This window comes from Haloechinothrix sp. LS1_15 (genome assembly GCF_033042135.1).
Taxonomy (GTDB): domain Bacteria; phylum Actinomycetota; class Actinomycetes; order Mycobacteriales; family Pseudonocardiaceae; genus Haloechinothrix.
This window is the reverse complement of sequence record NZ_WBXM01000003.1, coordinates 73,255-91,151: the sequence shown is the minus strand read 5'-3', so window position 1 is coordinate 91,151 and position 17,897 is coordinate 73,255. Positions and strand designations below refer to the sequence as shown.

Annotated in this window: 17 protein-coding genes; 13 read left to right on the top strand and 4 right to left on the bottom strand. The window is 69.7% G+C overall.

The window, feature by feature from the left end; translation table 11 throughout:
- Window positions 1–46: 46 nt before the first annotated feature.
- The 10 genes from F8178_RS05620 to F8178_RS05575 all read left to right on the top strand — a co-directional run bounded on the left by F8178_RS05620 (window position 47) and on the right by F8178_RS05575 (window position 10,012).
- Window positions 47–2,104 (top strand): beta-ketoacyl synthase N-terminal-like domain-containing protein, encoded by a 2,058-nt coding sequence (locus F8178_RS05620; RefSeq protein ID WP_317493587.1) that lies wholly within the window; start codon window positions 47–49, stop codon window positions 2,102–2,104.
- Window positions 2,101–3,837 (top strand): hypothetical protein, encoded by a 1,737-nt coding sequence (locus F8178_RS05615; protein WP_317493586.1) that lies wholly within the window; start codon window positions 2,101–2,103, stop codon window positions 3,835–3,837. Before F8178_RS05620 ends, F8178_RS05615 begins: the two co-directional genes overlap by 4 nt.
- 259 nt (window positions 3,838–4,096) lie before the next feature.
- Window positions 4,097–5,299, top strand: coding sequence for a lipid-transfer protein (locus F8178_RS05610; RefSeq protein WP_317493585.1), 1,203 nt, complete (start codon window positions 4,097–4,099; stop codon window positions 5,297–5,299).
- Between the two features lie 44 nt (window positions 5,300–5,343).
- The gene (locus F8178_RS05605) at window positions 5,344–5,778 is read left to right on the top strand and encodes an SRPBCC family protein (RefSeq protein WP_317493584.1); all 435 of its coding nucleotides are present in this window, start codon (window positions 5,344–5,346) and stop codon (window positions 5,776–5,778) included.
- Window positions 5,779–5,799: 21 nt separating this feature from the next.
- A complete protein-coding gene (locus F8178_RS05600; protein WP_317493583.1) occupies window positions 5,800–6,660 on the top strand; it encodes a MaoC/PaaZ C-terminal domain-containing protein in 861 nt (286 codons plus the stop codon).
- A 43-nt stretch (window positions 6,661–6,703) separates the two neighbouring features.
- Window positions 6,704–7,588 carry an SDR family oxidoreductase gene (locus F8178_RS05595; RefSeq protein ID WP_317493582.1) on the top strand — a complete coding sequence of 295 codons (885 nt, stop codon included), beginning with the start codon at window positions 6,704–6,706 and terminating at the stop codon, window positions 7,586–7,588.
- Window positions 7,585–8,862: an acyl-CoA dehydrogenase family protein gene (locus tag F8178_RS05590; RefSeq protein ID WP_317493581.1), complete on the top strand. Its 1,278-nt coding sequence runs from the start codon at window positions 7,585–7,587 to the stop codon at window positions 8,860–8,862. Before F8178_RS05595 ends, F8178_RS05590 begins: the two co-directional genes overlap by 4 nt.
- A gap of 90 nt (window positions 8,863–8,952) precedes the next feature.
- Window positions 8,953–9,120 carry a hypothetical protein gene (locus tag F8178_RS05585; RefSeq protein ID WP_317493580.1) on the top strand — a complete coding sequence of 56 codons (168 nt, stop codon included), beginning with the start codon at window positions 8,953–8,955 and terminating at the stop codon, window positions 9,118–9,120.
- A 72-nt stretch (window positions 9,121–9,192) separates the two neighbouring features.
- Window positions 9,193–9,366 carry a hypothetical protein gene (locus tag F8178_RS05580; RefSeq protein WP_317493579.1) on the top strand — a complete coding sequence of 58 codons (174 nt, stop codon included), beginning with the start codon at window positions 9,193–9,195 and terminating at the stop codon, window positions 9,364–9,366.
- 67 nt (window positions 9,367–9,433) lie between these two features.
- Window positions 9,434–10,012, top strand: a complete 579-nt coding sequence (locus tag F8178_RS05575; RefSeq protein ID WP_317493578.1) for a hemerythrin domain-containing protein — start codon at window positions 9,434–9,436, stop codon at window positions 10,010–10,012.
- Between the two features lie 159 nt (window positions 10,013–10,171).
- Here the strand turns inward: F8178_RS05575 and F8178_RS05570 are convergent, their stop codons facing one another.
- The 4 genes from F8178_RS05570 to F8178_RS05555 all read right to left on the bottom strand — a co-directional run bounded on the left by F8178_RS05570 (window position 10,172) and on the right by F8178_RS05555 (window position 14,211).
- Entirely contained in the window at window positions 10,172–10,468 is a 297-nt protein-coding gene (locus F8178_RS05570) for a MoaD/ThiS family protein (protein WP_317493577.1), read from the bottom strand.
- Window positions 10,465–11,580 (bottom strand): exo-alpha-sialidase, encoded by a 1,116-nt coding sequence (locus F8178_RS05565; protein WP_317493576.1) that lies wholly within the window; start codon window positions 11,578–11,580, stop codon window positions 10,465–10,467. Before F8178_RS05565 ends, F8178_RS05570 begins: the two co-directional genes overlap by 4 nt.
- Window positions 11,581–11,797: 217 nt before the next feature.
- A complete protein-coding gene (locus F8178_RS05560; RefSeq protein ID WP_317493575.1) occupies window positions 11,798–13,795 on the bottom strand; it encodes a cation-translocating P-type ATPase in 1,998 nt (665 codons plus the stop codon).
- Complete coding sequence (locus tag F8178_RS05555; RefSeq protein ID WP_317493574.1) at window positions 13,792–14,211, bottom strand: metalloregulator ArsR/SmtB family transcription factor; 420 nt, start codon at window positions 14,209–14,211, stop codon at window positions 13,792–13,794. The genes F8178_RS05560 and F8178_RS05555 overlap by 4 nt, the downstream gene beginning before the upstream one ends.
- A gap of 128 nt (window positions 14,212–14,339) precedes the next feature.
- On the opposite strand from F8178_RS05555, the gene F8178_RS05550 reads away from it, so the two are divergent.
- From F8178_RS05550 to F8178_RS05540, 3 genes are read left to right on the top strand one after another with little or no spacing between them, the layout of a single operon-like run.
- Complete coding sequence (locus F8178_RS05550) at window positions 14,340–15,086, top strand: spermidine synthase (protein ID WP_317493573.1); 747 nt, start codon at window positions 14,340–14,342, stop codon at window positions 15,084–15,086.
- 55 nt (window positions 15,087–15,141) lie between these two features.
- A complete protein-coding gene (locus F8178_RS05545) occupies window positions 15,142–17,211 on the top strand; it encodes an adenylate/guanylate cyclase domain-containing protein (protein WP_317493572.1) in 2,070 nt (689 codons plus the stop codon).
- Between the two features lie 10 nt (window positions 17,212–17,221).
- Window positions 17,222–17,893, top strand: a complete 672-nt coding sequence (locus tag F8178_RS05540) for a Crp/Fnr family transcriptional regulator (protein ID WP_317493571.1) — start codon at window positions 17,222–17,224, stop codon at window positions 17,891–17,893.
- The last annotated feature ends 4 nt before the right edge of the window (window positions 17,894–17,897 follow it).

The window sequence follows — 17,897 nt, the reverse complement described above, 5'->3', positions numbered from 1 at the left end:
CGGTGGAGCCACCCTACGGAAAGGACCACTGTGGAGAGGAGCCTTCATGCCATCGACACCGTGGTTGGCACGTGAGCCCAACCCCAGCGCCGACCAGCACCTCGTCTGCCTGCCGTACTCGGGAGCACCGCTGTCGCTGTTCGGCGAGTGGCGCATCCCCGGCGTCGACGTGTTACCGCTGATCCTCCCCGGCAGGGGACCCCGGGCGCACGAGCCGCTGCCTGCGTCACTGTGGGACCTAGCCACGGGGATCGCCGAGGACGTCCTCCCCCTCCTCGGCGACCGCCGGTACGCGCTACTCGGTCACTCGATGGGAGCCTGGCTCGCCCACGCCGTGGCCACGCACCTCGCCGAACGCGACGCGCCTGGTCCGGAACGGCTGATCGTGCTGTCCGCCCCGCCCCCGCACCTGCCCGCCCGCCGATTCTCCTCCCTGCACGACCTACCGGACGCGGACATGGTCGACGAGGTCATCCGCCTCGGCGGCGCACCGGAGTCCGCTCGGGACACGCTTCGCGCCAACGTCGACGTGGTCCGGGCCGACGCGACCGCCATCGGCCGATACCGGCCGAACGGCCACACGCTTCGCTGCCCGATCACCGCCATCGCCGGAGCGCGCGACCCGCTGTTCGAGATCGCTGACCTCATGGCCTGGAACGAGATCACGCGCGGGGACGTCTCCCTCCACTTCCTCGATGCCGGGCACTTCACCGTGACCGACTGCCGCGACGCGATCATCGGCATCACCGCCCGTGACACCGGGGCCACCGCACACGGACCCGAGCCCGTCGCGCTGGTCGGCGCGGCCTGCCGGTTCCCGGGGGCAAGCAACCCCGCCGAGTTCTGGGACCTGCTCCACAGCGGGCGCACCGCCGTGCGGACCGTACCGCCGGACCGTGCCCCTTACCGTGAAGCCGAGGTCATGTCGTTCGGCGGGTTCATCGACGACGTCGCCTGCTTCGATGCCGGGTACTTCGAGTTCGGCACGCGCGAGGCGCACCGGAGCGACCCCCGGTTGCGCCTCCTGCTGATGACCGTGCAGGAAGCCATCGACGACGCGGGCATGAACACCGACGACATCTCGGGCCCCCGCTCCGGCGTCTGGGTCGGCGAGTCCCATTCCGACTACTGGGACCTGTCAACGCCCGTGGCCGACGCCAACATGTACACGCTGTCCGGTGGCGGGCTGAAGAGTTTCCTTTCGGGCCGGGTCTCGCACTTCTTCGACCTTCAGGGGCCGTCGATCACCCTGGACACCTCGTGCTCCGCGTCACTGACCGCGGTCCACGCGGCGTGCAGGGCGCTACGCGCCGGTGAGGTCGACACCGCGTTCGCCGCTGGAGCGCACCTGATCCTCAACCCCCACGCCGGACCGTCCCCCGGTCTCGCCGGGGTGCTGTCGCCGCACGGTCGTTCCGCGTTCGCCAGCGCTGACGCCGACGGTTACGCCCGTGCCGAGGGTATCGGCGCCGTCGTGCTGAAACGGCTCGACGACGCCCTCAACGATCGCGACCCGATCCGTGCAGTCCTCGAAGGCAGCGCGATCAACGCCAACGGGCGCTCCGCACGCAACATCGTCGCCACCAGCGTGCCCGGGCAGGTACGGATGATGCGGACGGCGCTCGCCGACGCCGGGTGCGGCCCCGGCGAGATCGCCTACGTGGAGGCTCACGGCGCAGGAACCGAGGTCGGTGACGGCGTCGAGCTCGCGGCCCTGCACGAGGTCTACGGGCACAACCCCGGTCCGTGCCTCGTCGGATCGGTCAAGACCAACATCGGCCATCTGGAACCCGCAGCCGGCATCGCAGGGCTCCTCAAGACCGTCCTCGCGCTCCAGCACGGCCGGATACCCGCGTCGCTGCATCACAAGGAACCCGCCCCGGTCATCGATTGGGAGCGTTCGGCACTCCGGGTGCCCACCACGCTGGAGCCGTGGCCGTGTCGGGGGCGCAGGCGCGCCGCCGTCTCCAGTTTCGGAGTTTCCGGCGCCAACGCCCACGCCGTCGTCGCCGCCCCACCCGACCAACCGACAGCGCGATCACGGCACCCGCAGCGTGCCTGGAACCTCCGTCCCTACTGGTACACCGAGGTGATGCCGCGATGACCCCGAACCCGCTGTTCGGTGACCGTATGCCCGTCTGGGCCGAGCTGGACGAGCTGCTCGGCAAGCCCGAGTTCGATCCGAACCTCACCGGCGTCAACGCCACGTACCAGCGCCTGCGGGCCTTCGGCGGCGTCCTCGGTCCCGCGCGGGAGGTACACCGCGCTCCCGAGCGCCTGCTTGCCGGGATGGAATGGGCCGGGATCGTCGACCCCACGCTGATGCACGCCGCGATGGTGCACTACGGCGTGGCCACCACCGCGCTCGTCGAGTGCGGGCACCCCAACGAGGACCTGGACCGGCTTACCGCTGACCTCGACGCGATGACCGCCCCCGGCGTGATCGTGAGCACCGAGCTCGGCCGGGGCAGTTCCCAGTCCACCACCCGAACCGAGGCACGGTACGGGCGTGAAGCGGGCACGTTCACCCTGCATACCCCGGACGACGCGGCATTGAAGATCATGCCTAACGCGGGATGGACAGGGCTGGCCCGTGTCGCGGTCGTCAACGCCCGGCTCGTCGTCGACGGCGCCGATCACGGGGTGCACGCGTTCGCCGTTCGCCTCCCGCACCCGAGGGTCGACATCGCCACGGTGCCAGGCGGTGCACCGATGCCGCTGGACTACTCGGTCATCCGGTTCGACCATGCCGAACTCCCCTACGGCTGCTGGCTCGCCGACAACGCGGAGATCACCTCGACCGGTGCTTATGATCCGCTGACACCGCAGCAACGGCTGGGACGTTCCCTTGGCGGCGTCAACGCGGCCGTCGCCTCCGCGGCCGTGGCGCTGGCCGCCGCCGCCCGCGCCACGGCCGCGATCACCACCCGATTCACGACCCAACGCCTCGTCGGCGACCCCGGAACGCCGGTGCTGCGGCTGGCCCCCCACCGCGCCGAACTCGCCTCCGCCATCGCCCAGGTCTATGCCATCACGTGCTACGCCGACCGTGTCGGCCACGAGTTCGTCGACGAGCGGCTCAACCACACCTCCGGTGCTGCCAGGGGCGCAGGCGCCACGCGCTACGCGCCATGGCTCGCAGGTGACGCCGACCGCACCCTCGCCAAGGTCGCCGCAGCCACCACGCTCGAAACCGTGGCCGCCACCTGCAGGCGGCTCTGCGGCTGTCACGGCGTGCTGCACACCAACCGCATCAGCGTCTACGAGGACATGGCGAAATCGTTCCACGCCGCCGGAGGGGACAGCCGCCTGCTACTGCTGGAAGCAGGCAAGCGACTGCTCGCGGGCACCGATGCTCCCGCCGTGCCAGGGGCAGTGGGTATCGACACCCCCGACGCTCGCAGCACCCTCCGGCTCGCGTCGCTGCACGAGCGGGTACTCGCCGACCAGCTGCGAAACCATGTCGACCTGGACGATCCCGGCCGATATCTCCCCAGTATCGAGCAACTCGCCCGGGTACACCTCGTGCGCCGCACGCTCCAGGTGTTCGACGAAGCCGTCACCGGCTGCGATCCGTGGCACGGCATGCTCGACGCGGCACGCCACCTCTACGGTATCGACACGCTGCTGGATTCGGCCGCCTGGCACCTGAATCACGGCTCACTGCGCCCCGGCGACGTCGACGTTCTCCGTGCCGCCCGTGTCACAGCGGTCGAGAACGTCATCGAGCACCTCGGCCGGCTCGTCGACGGGCTGGCCGTTCCGCCGGGCCGCGCTGGTGGGTACATCGGGCGCGAAGACTACATCGGACGCGTGGCCTCGCTGCTCGGCCGGTGAACCCGGTCCCGGCACCACCCAGACCTTAACGTCAGTTTTGATTGTAAGTTCTGCACCACAGACCTCTGTGTCAGTGATCTGAATCACTGACACAGAGGTCGTCATGACTGTTTATCGAGTTCATATCCCTGCTTAGTCATATCGTTCAGCCCGGCTCGCGCCTTGCCCGTCGGCAATCAGGTATGTATGTTTCTGGCATGTGGTGGCGGTACCGGCGTCGCCCGTGCGGCGACTGCGGGCACGCGAACGAAGGAGCGCTGTGGTGAGCAAGGCATACGTCGTCGGTGTGGGGATGACGAAGTTCGAGAAACCGGGTCGCCGCGAGGGGTGGGACTACCCGGCGATGGCCCGCGAGTCGGGCACGAACGCCCTGGCCGACGCCGGCCTGCCCTACGAGTCCGTCGAGCAGGCCTATGTGGGTTACGTCTACGGCGAGTCGACCTCGGGGCAGCGGGCGGTCTACGAGCTGGGCATGACCGGGATCCCGGTGGTCAACGTCAACAACAACTGCTCGACCGGGTCGACCGCGCTGTACCTGGCGGCGCAGGCGATCCGCGGCGGCGCGGCCAACTGCGTGCTGGCGCTGGGATTCGAGAAGATGCAGCCCGGCTCGCTCGGGGCCACCTACGACGACCGCGAACAGCCGATGATGAACCACATCCAGGCGCTGGCCGAGATCTCCGAAGTGGCCATGCCACCCGCGCCGTGGATGTTCGGGGCCGCGGGCCGCGAGCACATGAAACAGCACGGCTCGACCCCGGAGCACTTCGCGATGATCGGCGAGAAGAACCACCGGCACTCGGCGGGTAATCCGTACGCGCAGTTCCAGGACGTCTACTCGCTCGCCGAGATCCTCGACGCGGAGATGATCTACGAGCCGCTCACCAAGCTCCAGTGCTCCCCCACCTCTGACGGTTCCGGCGCGGCGATCCTCGCCAGCGAGGAGTTCGTCGCCAGCCACGACCTGGCCGGGCAGGCGATCGAGATTGCCGCGCAGACCATGACCACCGACTTCACTTCCACTTTCGACGGCACGGCGAAGAACATCGTCGGCTACGACATGACCGCCCAGGCCGCGCGCCGGGTCTACGAGCAGTCGGGACTCGGCCCGGAGGATATCGCGGTGATCGAGCTGCACGACTGCTTCTCGGCCAACGAGCTGCTGACCTACGAGGCCCTGGGATTGTGCGGCGAGGGTGAGGCGCCTTCGCTGATCGAGGCGGGGGCGACCACCTACGGCGGCCGGTGGGTGGTCAATCCTTCCGGCGGGCTGATCTCCAAGGGGCACCCGCTCGGTGCCACCGGACTGGCCCAGTGTGCCGAGCTCACCTGGCAGCTGCGCGGCCAGGCAGGACCCCGCCAGGTGGACGGCGCCGCGTCGAAGGGCGCCGCCGCGCTGCAACACAACATCGGTCTCGGCGGCGCCGCCGTCGTCACCGCCTACCGGCCTGCCCAACGGTAGGCATCGATCACGACAACCGGCTGCCTGCCGGGAAAGGAGAAGCCATGGGTTCGGTCACGTCCGAGGTCACGATCCCTGCCCTACCGGAGACGGTGTGGCAGGTGTTCGCCAACCCAGCCAACTTCGAGCGGTGGTTGACCATCCACTCCAAGTGGAAGGGTGAGGTCCCCGACGGATTCACCCAGGGAAGCCAGATCACCCAGGTGGTGTCGATGCTGGGGATGCCCAACACCATTACCTGGACCGTCGAGGAATACGACGAACCCAAGATCGCCAAGATCTCCGGGACCGGGATGGCAGGCGTGCGGGTGTCGATCACGCTGTCGGCCGCCCCCAGCGAGGATGGCGGCACGCTGGCCACACTGGACGCCGAGTTCAGCGGGCAGATGATCGTCGGGGCACTGGGCAAGGCCGTGGAGAAAGATGCGCAGAAGCAGCTGGACGAGTCCATGGCGAACTTCGCTGCGCTGGTCAGCTGAGCGGGATCCTGGAGGCACGGGATGAGCGAGGAGTTGCGGTTCGACCCGAGCGGGGTCGGCAGCTGGACCGAACCGACCCGGTTCGAGGTCACCCGCGAGCGGCTGGCCGAGTACGCGGCGGCGACCAACGACCCGATCGCCGCGCACACCGCCGGGGATGTGGCGGCGCCGGTGTTCGCGATCGTGCCGGTGTTCCAGTCGCTGATGGAGCCCGCGCTCGAGGTAGTGCCCCCGTCGCTGATCGGCAGGATCGTGCACGGCGAGCAGGACTTCCGGTTCCACCGCCCGATCAAGCCAGGCGACGTGCTGACCTCACGTGCGAGGATGCTCGGCTACCAGGGGCTGGCCAAGGGCAGTAGGGCGTGCGTGTACACCGAGAGCCGCGACGAAGCGGGCGACCTGGTCAACGAGCAGTACGTGACGTTCTTCGTACGCGGTTTCGACTGCGGCGAGACAGTCGGCGAGCTCGCCCCGGAACACCGCTTCGACGACGCGCTGCGAGACAGCGAGCCGGCTGCGGAGGTGACCGCGCACATCGACGAGGACCAGACCTTCCGCTACAGCCCCGCGGCGGGCGATCCCATGCCGATCCACCTCGACGAGCAGGTGGCCAAGGACGCCGGGCTGCCGGGCATCATCGTGCACGGGCTCTGCACCATGGCGTTCACGTCCTGGGCGGTACTCACCGAGCTGGCTGGGTCCGATGTGGGCAGGCTGCGCAAGCTGGCGGTGCGGTTCTCCAAGCCCGTGCTGCCCGGCCAGGAGATCACCACCCGCCTCTGGCGGTCGAGTCGCGACGGCGACGTGACCAGCTACATCTACGAGACCACGGTCGGCGAGACCCGGGTGATCACCGACGGGCTGGCCGAGATCGCCGACTGACCCGATTCACGACAACGAGCACAACGAGCAAGGAGCGTCGACTGTGGGTGTACTGGACGGACGTGTCGCCGTGATCACCGGGGCGGGGCGCGGGATCGGGCGCGAGCACGCGCTGCTGTTCGCCGCCGAGGGCGCGACCGTGGTGGTCAACGATCTCGGCGGCGGCAACGACGGCGAGGGGGCCGATGCCGGACCAGCACGTGAGGTGGCAGACGAGATCACCTCGTCCGGTGGCCGTGCGGTGGCCAACACCGGCAACATCGCCGACTGGGACGACGCCCGCGAGCTGGTCGAGCAGGCGGTGACCGAGTTCGGGCGGCTTGACGTGGTGGTCAACAACGCAGGCATCCTGCGCGACGGCTTTATCGCGGGCTTGGCGGAAACCCAGTGGGATGCGGTGATCGATGTGCATCTCAAAGGGCATTTCGCGGTGTTGCGTCACGCCGCTGCCTACTGGAAGGACCGGACGAAAGCCGGTGAGCAGGTCAGCGCCTCGGTGATCAACACTGCCTCGGACTCCGGGCTGACGATGCCGAATGCGGGACAGGCCAATTACGGTGCCGCCAAGGCGGCCATCGCCGCCATGACCCAGGTGGCCGCCGCCGAGCTCGACCGCTACGGGGTGCGGGTGAACGCCATAGCCCCCATCGCCCGCACCCGGCTGACCCTGGCGACCCCCGGCATGGGCGCGCTGTTCGCTCAGGAGGTGCCCGAGGGTGAGTTCGACGCCTTCTCGCCAGCCAACATCTCCCCGCTGGTGGCTTACCTCGCCACCGAGAAGTGCCCGTTCACCGGCAAGGTCTTCGGGGTCCAAGGTGGGGCGATCACCGAGCTGGCAGGTTGGCACGGGGTGCGTACCATCGAGACCGACGGCCCATGGCGCATCGACGACATCGCCGCACGGCTGCCCGAGGAGGCCTCGTCATGATCGAGTGGTCCGAGTCCGACGAGCTCATCCGCGAGGCCATCCGGGAGTTCATCGACAACGAGATCCGCCCTTACCGCGACGAGCTGGAAAGCGGCAAGGTGCCGCCGTACGACATCATCCGCAAGCTGTTCTCCAGCTTCGGCGTGGGCGCGATGGCCACCGAGGCGTTCGAGCAGTATCTCGAGCACCACGAAGCGACATCCACCGCCGCACCCGGTGAGGACAATGACGGTTCCGCAGCGGGCGGCGCCGGGTTCCGGCTGGCCGGGCAGGAAAGCATGCTGCTTGTGGCCATTTCCGAGCTGGCCGGGGTGTCGCTGGGGATCCTGGCCTCGGCGAGTGTGAGCCTCGGCCTCGCCGCGGGAACCATCGCCTCGACCGGCACCATCGAGCAGCAGCGACGCTGGGTGCCGCCGCTGTTGACGTTCGACAAGGTCGGCGCGTGGGCGATCACCGAGCCCGAAGCCGGATCCGACGCCTTCGGCGGCATGACCACCACCGTCCGCCGTGACGGCAGCGGTGGCTACGTGCTGTCCGGGCACAAGACCTTCATCACCAACGGCCCGTACGCCGACACCATCGTCGTCTACGCCAAGCTCGACGAGCAGGACGGCACACCCCTGCGGGAGCGGCCGGTGCTGACCTTCGTCCTCGACGGCGACATGGATGGCCTGGAACGGTCCACGCCGTTCAAGAAGATGGGGCTTGGCTCCTCCCCTACCGGCGAGCTGTCCTTCCACCAGATCCATCTCGGACCCGAGCGGCTGCTCGGTGGCGCCGAACCCACGCCCGGCGGCCGCGACACCCGGAGCGACGCGGGGCGGGCCAGCGCCAGGGCGAACTTCACCGCCGAACGTATCGGCGTGGCCGCGCTGTCGCTGGGCATCATCAACGAATGCCACCGACTCTGCGTCGACTACGCCCGCGAGCGCACGCTGTGGGACCAGGAGATCGGCCGGTTCCAGCTCATCCAGGCCAAGCTCGCCGAGATGGAGATCGCCCGGCTGAACACCCAGAACATGATCTTCCAGACCATCGCCAAACTCCGCGAAGGCACGTTCCCCTCACTCGCCGAGGCTTCGGCCATGAAGCTCTACTCCTCCCGCGCGGCCACCGAGGTAGCCATGGAAGCCGTCCAGCTCTTCGGCGGTAACGGCTATATGACCGAGTACCACGTCGAGCAGCTCGCCCGCGACGCCAAGGGCCTCATGATCTACGCGGGCAGCAACGAGATCCAGACCACCCACATCGCCAAAGGACTCCTCGGCTGGTAGGTCCCGAACCACCTGCTGCCGCGACGCCATGACAGGTGAACGCCTAGGCATGCGGCACACCGGCGAGCCGGTACCGGCACACCACGCTGGGTGTGGTTCCTCGGGATCGCCGTCGGCACCGTCATGCTGCTGCTGATCGCGCTGCTGCTGCGACCACGAGCTCGCAGACTCACCCTGACCGTGCACGTCACGGTTACGGCGGGTTGGCAACGCGAGCGGCAGGCAGAGCACTCCAGCAGCACGCGCGGATCCCGATGATTCGGCCCGCGGCGTTGCGGGTATTCCTGGAAGAGCAGCCATCGTGTCGCCTCGAGCAAGGAGACCGCAGCGATGACACGTGACTACGACGATCGCGCCACGCCCGAATCGGCCGGCCCCGGTGAGGCGGGGCCGCAGCACCAATCGACCCAGCAGCAGCCCAAGCCAGGGGAGGACGAGGAGCGCTGGATGACCGACGACACCGTGGTTGACGACGAGGAAGAGCTCCAGGAACCACCCGATTGACTCGTCCGCTGGCCAGATGGCTTCGCAGCCGGCGACAGTTGCCGGATACAGATGGGTGGTGACCACTATGACGACCGAAGAAGGAAGTGAGGACGGCGTCCAGGCCATCATGACCGATCACCGTGAACTGGACGAGATCTTCACGGAGCTCGAACAGCAGAGCCCGGTGAGCTGGGAGTACCGCAGACAGCTCGTGGACCACCTCATCGCCGGGCTCGTGCGGCATCTGGCCGCCGAGGAGCAGTATGCCTTTCCCGAGGTTCGTGAGCGCTTCCCCGACGGCGACGCGATCGCCGACCACCACATCGGCGAGCACGCCGCTCTGGAACACCGGATGAAGGAGCTCGAATCCCTGTCTCCTTCGGATGATCGTTTCGAGAAGCTGCTCGGTGAAGTGACCCGGCGTGCGCGCGACCACTTTGCCGAGGAGGAGCGCGACGTCCTCCCCCGCCTATACCGTGCGTGCACCCAAGAGCAACGCGATCTGCTCGGCGGCAAGATGCGGCTCGCCAAGGATGGCGCCCCGATCCATCCCCATCCCGCCGCGCCGGACAAACCACCGGGCAACCTCATCATCGATCCGGGGCTCGGCATCATCGACAAGATCAGGCGCACCCTGACCGGCGGTGGATCCGCGGCAGGATAACGAGAGCCAGACCACCCACGAGGACATCGCGGACGCGCTAGGCATCAGTATCCAGGGCCCTTGTCGCCGAGCAGCACCTGCGGTCTGGTTCGCGTCCCGCCAGGGCCAGCCCGCCTGCGAACCGGTCCGCGTGGGCGAAGGCGACCACAGTCGGAGCTCTCAGCCACCCGCCATCGCACCGACCACCAGGAACGGCTCGTCACCGGCGATGACCGGCGCAGGCAGCGGCGCATCCGGCGGCTCGTGCGAGAGGTCCTGCTCGCACGCGAAAAACCGCAGGTAGGCGCGTCGCTTGCCGGTCTCGTGGTCCCGCATGGTCCCGCGCAGCGCGGGGAACCTTTCCTCGAGGGCGTCGAGCACGGCACGCTGGCTGGCTTCGCCGTCGAGGGCCAGCGCGACCTCCCCGTCGATGCGCGCCAGCGCGCGCAGTTGGGTCGGTAGTACGACACGAATCATGTCAGCGTCTGCACCTCCACGGAGAGGACCGGCGGCAGATCGCGCACGATCGGTTCCCAATGGTCCCCCGCATTGGCGGAGACGTACACCTGACCTCCCGTCGTGCCGAAGTACACACCGCACTCGTCGAGTGCGTCGACGGCCATCGCGTCACGCAGCACGTTCACGTACGCGTGCTGCTGCGGCAGCCCGGAGGTCAGCGCCTCCCACTCATTACCTCCGGTGCGGCTGCGATACACCCGCAGCTTGCCCTCCGGTGGGTAGTGCTCGGCGTCGCTGGTGATCGGTACCACGTAGACGGTGTCCGGCTCGTGACTGTGTACGGCGATGGGAAACCCGAAGTCACTCGGCAGGTCACCGCTGATCTCGTACCAGGAGTCGCCTGCGTCGTCACTGCGCATGACGTCCCAGTGTTTCTGCATGAACAGCACATCGGGACGCGAGGGGTGCATAGCGATACGGTGCACGCAATGCCCGACCTCTGCCTCCGGGTCTGGGATGCCGTCGGATTCCAGACCCTGGTTGATCGGCTGCCACGTCTTCCCGGTGTCATCGGTACGGAACGCCCCGGCAGCCGAGATCGCGGTGGTCAACCGTTCCGGTTTGGCCGGGTGCTGCACGATCGTGTGCAGGCACAACCCGCCCGCTCCCGGTTGCCACGACGATCCGGAACCGTGCTCACGTAACCCGCGCAGCTCCTGCCACGAGGCGCCGCCGTCATTCGAGCGAAACAGCGCGGCGTCCTGCACACCCGCGTACACGGTGTCCGGGTCCGTCAACGACGGCGCGAGGTGCCAGACGCGGGTGAACTCCCACGGGCGGTCCGTACCGTCGTACCACTGGTGCGTACCGGGCACTCCCGCGTAGGTGAACTCATTACCGACCGCCTCCCAGGACATGCCCCCGTCGTCCGAGCGCTGGATCACCTGTCCGAACCAGTCCATCGACTGCGAGACGAACACCCGGTCCGGATCCGCGGGTGAACCGGCCACGTGGTAGATCTCCCACCCGCCGAAATACGGGCCGTCCACCCGCCACTGGTCACGTTTACCGTCCGAGGTCAGCACGAACGCGCCCTTGCGGGTACCGACCAGTACACGTACCGAACTCATGTGGGCTCCTTCCACTCCTGATTCCACTCCTGGCGCGGTGGCTTCGAGGTGTTGACCGCCGCCGCGGGCGAAAGTCATCGCACCCGGCCCGGAGTCCTTTCCCCGGCGCCGGTACCGCCACTGGAACCAGAGCGTCGAGGACACATGTGCGGGAGCCGGGGACATCGCCAAAGGCCTCCTCGGCAGGTCACCGGTCCGGCCTGCCGGGCCGTCAGGCCTACCGCCGCCGGGATACCGGCACCCCGTGGCCTGCCCCGCCGGTGTGCCGCCACGAGGCCGCTGCGCCCTCGGTGGTGGGCTGCCGGGTGTACCCGGCGCGCAGGCCGTTGGCGATCACGACGATCTCGGCGACCTCGTGAACCAGCACCACCGCGGCCAACCCGAGCGTGCCGGACAGCGCCAGCGGCACGAGCACGGTGATGATCGCCAACGACAACCCGACGTTCTGCCACACGATGGTGCGTGCGCGCCGGGCGTGGGCCAGCGCACGCGGCAGCAGCCGGAGGTCGTCGCCGAGCAGGGCGACGTCGGCGGTGTCGATGGCGACGTCGCTGCCTGCCGCGCCCATGGCGATACCGACATCGACAGCTGCCAGCGCGGGCGCGTCGTTGATACCGTCACCGACCATGGCCGTACCGCGCCGGGCGTCGGAGGAGGCAACAGCACGCGCCTTACCCTCCGGTCGCTGGTGGGCATGCACCGCGCCGGGCTCGATCCCGGCGCTGTTGGCCATCGCCGCCGCGGTCACCGCGTTGTCGCCGGTGAGCATCAGCACCCGGTAGCCGTGGCGTCGCAGCCAGCCCACCGTCGACGCCGCCTCGGCACGCAGCTCGTCGCGCACCCCGATCGCGCCGATCACACGTCCGCCGTGCTCGACGAGCACCACGGTGGCGCCATCGGCCTGCAACCGCCGCACCGCCGGTGCCAGCTCGCCCGGGTCGATCCACCCCGGACGGCCCAACCGGACCTTCCGTCCCTCGACCGTCCCGGCGATTCCGGCCCCCGGGACCGCCATCACGTCCTCGACATCCAGCACGGGATCTCCACCGGCCGCGCGAGCCAGCACCGCTCGCGCGAGCGGGTGTTCGCTGCGCGCCTCCAGCGCAGCTGCCACGGTCAGTACCCGGTCCGACGCCTCGTCCCCAGCGGCGACCACCTCGGCCACCTCCGGTTCGTTGCGAGTGAGGGTGCCGGTCTTGTCCAACGCGACCGTCCGGACGCGACCGAGCGCCTCCAACGCGGCGCCGCCCTTGACGAGCACCCCGAAGCGGCTGGCCGCGCCGATCGCCGCCGCAACCGACACCGGCACCGAGATCGCCAGCGCACACGGCGAAGCCGCCACCAACACCACCAGCGCTCGCTCCAGCCACACCGCGGGCTCGCCGAGCAACGCACCCACCGCGGCGATCAGTGTCGCGGTAGCCAGAATCCCCGGTACCAGCGGCCGGGCGATCCGGTCAGCCAGGCGCTGAGCGGTGCCTTTACGGGCCTGCTCGGTCTCCACGATGCGCACGATGCGAGCCAGCGTGTTGTCCTCGGCCGTGGTAGTGGCCGCGACCTCCAGCACGCCGGGGCCGTTGACCGACCCGGCCAGCACCTCGTCGCCTTCGCCGAGCTCCACCGGCATCGATTCCCCGGTGACCGCCGAGGTGTCCAGGGCGCTGCGACCCGAACGGATCACACCATCCGTGGCCACCCGCTCGCCGGGCCGGACCACCAGGATGTCGCCGACACGCAGCCGCTCGACGCCGACGGTGTGTTCGGCGCCGTCCCGCAGCACCACCGCGCTGCGTGGTGCCAGCTCGAGCAGGGCGCGCAGGCCCCGCCGCGTGCGGGTGGTCGCGTACGCCTCCAGCCCCTCGGCCAGGGAGTAGAGGAAGGCCAGCACGGCGGCCTCGCCGAGCTCGCCAAGCGCCACCGCACCCGCGGCCGCGATGGTCATCAACGTGCCCACCCCGATGCTGCCCCGCAGCAGCAGCCGGAGCGTGCCGGGCACGAAGGTCACCGCGCCCGCGACCAGCGCCGCCCCCTGCAGCAGCGACGCCAACCACCCCGGCGCCCCCAACCAGCCCGCGCCGTATCCCGCCGCCAGCAGCAGCCCGGACACCGCCGCGAGGCGCATCGTAGGCACCCGCCACAGCGCGCGGCGCCGGCCGCCATCGGAGCCTGCGCCGTGCCCCGTCTCGGGCTCGGCACACCCGCAGGCGTCGGTCATCGCCCCTCCCGTGCGGCGTCGCCGGGGTCTGTACCGGAATCGTCGCCGGAATCGACGCCGGGGTCGACGCCGTAGGTCGGGCACAGCGCCACCGCCCGGCCCGTGGCCGCGAGCAGGTTCTCGGCCGAGGCGAGCAGATCAAGCAGCTCCGGCCACCGCAGCCGGTAGAACACCTGACGCCCGGCCGTCCGGCCCTCCACCAGGTCACAGTCACGCAGGCAGGCGACATGCTGGGACACAGTGGACTGCGCGAGCCCCAGCTCGCTCACCAGGTCGGCGACCCGTGCCTCGCCGAGGGCCAGGCGGCGCACGATCGTCAGCCGGGACTCGTCGGCCAGGCTGTGGAACAGGGCGGCGGCCACGGCGGTATCGGGAACACCGGCTTCGCCGGCCGCGTCGATTCGATCGATCGTCATATAGCGATGATATCGTCTCGTGACGATTTCGTCGAGCAGTGGCTGGCCGGAGTTCCACCGCAGGCCGCCGCACCCACCGCGCTGTCGTAGCCTGGGACGATGACGATCGCTACCACCGCGGGCGCCCGATGAGCGCGCGCTTCCGGGAACTCGCATGGAGCTCGACCCCGCTGGGTGAGCTGGTGCTGCGGCGCCGGTGGGACCCGGCTGTGGAGACCGAGGTGTACGAGATCAAGCTCGACGACGAGTTCCTGATGTCGAGCCTGTTCACCGTCGCTGAGGAGGAGATCGCGCGGCGCGCGCTCGCCGAGCTCGACCGGACCCACCCGGAGACCCCGCTCGACGTGGCTGTCGGCGGGCTCGGGCTCGGCTACACCGCTCGGCAGGTGCTGGCAGCCCCTCGCGTGCGGTCGCTCGTGGTGATCGAGGCACTGGGCGAGGTCATCGCCTGGCACCGCGACCGGCTCGTCCCCGCGGGGGCGGGGCTGGCCGACGATGCCCGCTGCCGCCTGCTGCACGGCGACTTCTTCGCGATGCTGCGCTCCCCTGCCGGGCTGGACCCCGAGGAGCCGGGCAGGCGGTTCCACGCGGTCGTGGTCGACATCGACCACTCGCCGCGCCACCTGCTGGACCCGAGCCACGGCGACTTCTACCGGCCCGACGGGCTGCGCGCGCTCGCTGGACACCTCCACCCCGGCGGGGTTTTCACGTTGTGGTCCAACGACCCCCCGGACGAGGAATTCACCACGGCCTTACGGCACTGCTTCGACACCGCACGCGCCGAGGTGGTGCGCTTCCCCAACCCCCTACAGCGCCGCGAAGCCACCGCCACCGTGTACCTGGCGACCGTCGCGTCCGGCGATCCCGACCGGTAACCGCTCCCGGTGTCTGTGGTTCTGCGTGTCCTGCCACGGACCGTAGGATGCACGGGTGGCGGTTACAGGACAATCCACCCAGACCACCGCGGCAGACAGCGGCACCCGGTCCGGCGCACCCGGGGTGCAGGCCGCGGTGTGGGCGCTGCACATGGCGCTGCCGCTGCTGGCGCTGTGGCTGTTGGTCACCCGTCCCGAGTTCGACGTGCGGTGGGAACACAGCGAGTCGCATTTCGCCATGGTGCTCGTCGCCGCCCTGATCAACGTGGGGCTCGGCGTGCTGGTGTTCCGCGGGGCGGCACGGCGACACGACGCGCGGCTGCTGCTGGTCGCGCTCGCCTTCCTGCTGGCCGCCGGGTTCTTCGCGCTGCACGCGCTGGAATCCCCCGGGATCATCCTGGAGGAGAACGCGGGATTCCTGCTCTCGGTGCCGGTCGGGCTGTTCCTCGCGGCGATCCTCGCCGCGGTCTCCTCGATCGAGTTCGCCGAGTCCGGGGCCGCCCGGCTGGCGGCAGCGCGCGTGCCGCTGCTGGCCGCCACGGCGGCGGTGGTCGCGGTCTGGGGTGTCTGGTCGTTCGGTGAGCTTCCGCCGCTGGACCGGCCGCTCACATCCGAACAGGCCGAGCGACCATTGCTGCTGCTGGCGGTGGGCGGGATGGCGCTGTATGGCATCGCGGCCGCGCGTTACTACCTGATCCACCGCAGGCGCCCCGCGGTGATCCTCATCAGCCTCATCACCGCCTTCGTCCTGCTCGCCGAGGCCATGCTGGCCGTGGCGCTCGGCAGGAACTGGCACGCCTCGTGGTGGGAATGGCACGTGCTCATGCTGATCGCGTTCGCGTTCGTCGCCTACAGCGCCTATATCCAGTACCGGCGTGAAGGCTCACCCACTGGCCTGTTCCACGGGGTCGCGTTGGGCCGCACCATCGAACGGATCCGGCAGGATCACGCCGCCGCGCTCGAGGAGATGGCCACCGCCATGCGCAGGCACGCCGAGGGCGCCGATGGGGAACCGCTGTCCCGGGTCGCCGACCGCCTCGCCGGTCGGTTCCAGCTCACCGAGCGCCAGCTCGAGGTGCTCGAACGCGCCGCGGACGCGCTCGGTGCGGAACGCGCGCAGCGTAGGCGGCTCGGCGGTCTCGTACGGGTGGGGCGGGAGGCCCGGGTGATTCGCGACGAGACCGAGCTCCTCGACCGCGCGATGAGCATCGTCGCCGAGACCTTCGCGCCGGACCGCGTCAGCGTGCACCTGGCAGGCAGGGACGTACCCGACGATCCGTGGCACGAGCAGGCGATGGGCTCCCTCGAAGCGGTGGAACCCCCCGACGGCCGACGCTACGTGGTCCCCCTGGATGTCAAGGGCAACGCGGCAGGCACGCTCGAAGCGCGCCGGGAGGTGGGCACGTTCGGCGAGGCCGACCGTTCCGTGCTGCGCTCGCTGGCCAACCAGCTCTCGATCGTGCTGGAGAACGCGCGCCTGTACCACCAGCTGGAAGGCCTGTTCCGTACCTACATGTCGCCCGATGTGGCCACCGCGCTGCTCGCCGACCCCGACCAGGCGGGGTTGGGTGGTTCGGTGACCGAGGTGTCGGTGCTCATGGCCGACCTCAGAGGTTTCACGCCGTTCTCCGACCGGGTGCGCCCCGACGAGGTCGTTGCCATGCTCAACGAGTACTTCGGGGCGGTCGTGCCGGTGATCCTGCACGAAGGCGGCACGGTGGTGCAGTTCGTCGGTGACGCGGTGATGGCGGTGTTCAACGCGCCTGCCAGGCAGCCGGACCACGCGCGGCGCGCGGCGCGGGCCGCGCTGCGGTTGCAACATGTCGCTGCGGGTATCGCCGCGGGACGGCAGGATTGGCCACGGTTCCGTGTCGGTGTCACCACCGGCCCGGCGCTGGTCGGCAACGTCGGCAGCGCCGAGTTCCGCAACTTCGCCTGCATCGGCGATACCACCAACCTGGCCGCCCGGCTGGAAGGTCTCGCCGAGCCCGGCCAGGTTGTCGTCGGGGCGGCCACCCTGGCCGGGCTCGGGGACGGCGCCGAGGTCACCCCGCTCGGTGCCGTGGAGTTGAAGGGCAAGCCGGACCCGGTGGAGGCCTTCGTGCTGCACCGGGTCACCCCGTAACCTCGACCACGTGACGACGCACTGGCCGATCCTCGACCCGCTGCTGCCGGAGCAGCGGCGGCAGGTGCTGGCCGCGGGGCGGCGCCGCGAGTTCGCCCGCAAAGAGGTGGTGTTCCACGAAGGGGACCCGGGCGACTCGCTGCACCTGGTGCAACGCGGCCACGTCGCGGTCCGCATCACCACGCCGATGGGCGACGTGGCGACGCTCACGGTCGTGGGGCCGGGCCGGACGTTCGGCGAGCTCGCGCTGCTCGATCCCGCCGCCCGGCGTTCGGCGACCTGCGTCGCGCTGGAACGCACCGAGACCTGGTCGTTGCACCGCGATCAGGTCGACCGGCTGCGGCGAGAACACCCGGCCATCGACCGGTTCTTCCTCGAGATGCTCGCCACTTACGTCCATCGCCTGTCCGAACACCTGGTCCAAGCGCTGTACGTACCCGCCGACCGGCGCGTGGCGCTGCGGCTGCTCGATCTGGTGGCGACCTACGGGCTCGGCAGGGCGATCCCGCTCACCCAGGACGATCTCGCCAGCCTGGCGGGAACCTCCCGCGCGACGGTGAACCGGCTCCTCGGCGAGCTCGAGACCGACCGTGCGGTCACGGTGGCACGGGGCCGCATCACGGTGCTCGACGAGCGGCCCGTTCGGCGGCGCGCGGGCACGGCGCCCCCGACCGCGCCCTGACGGT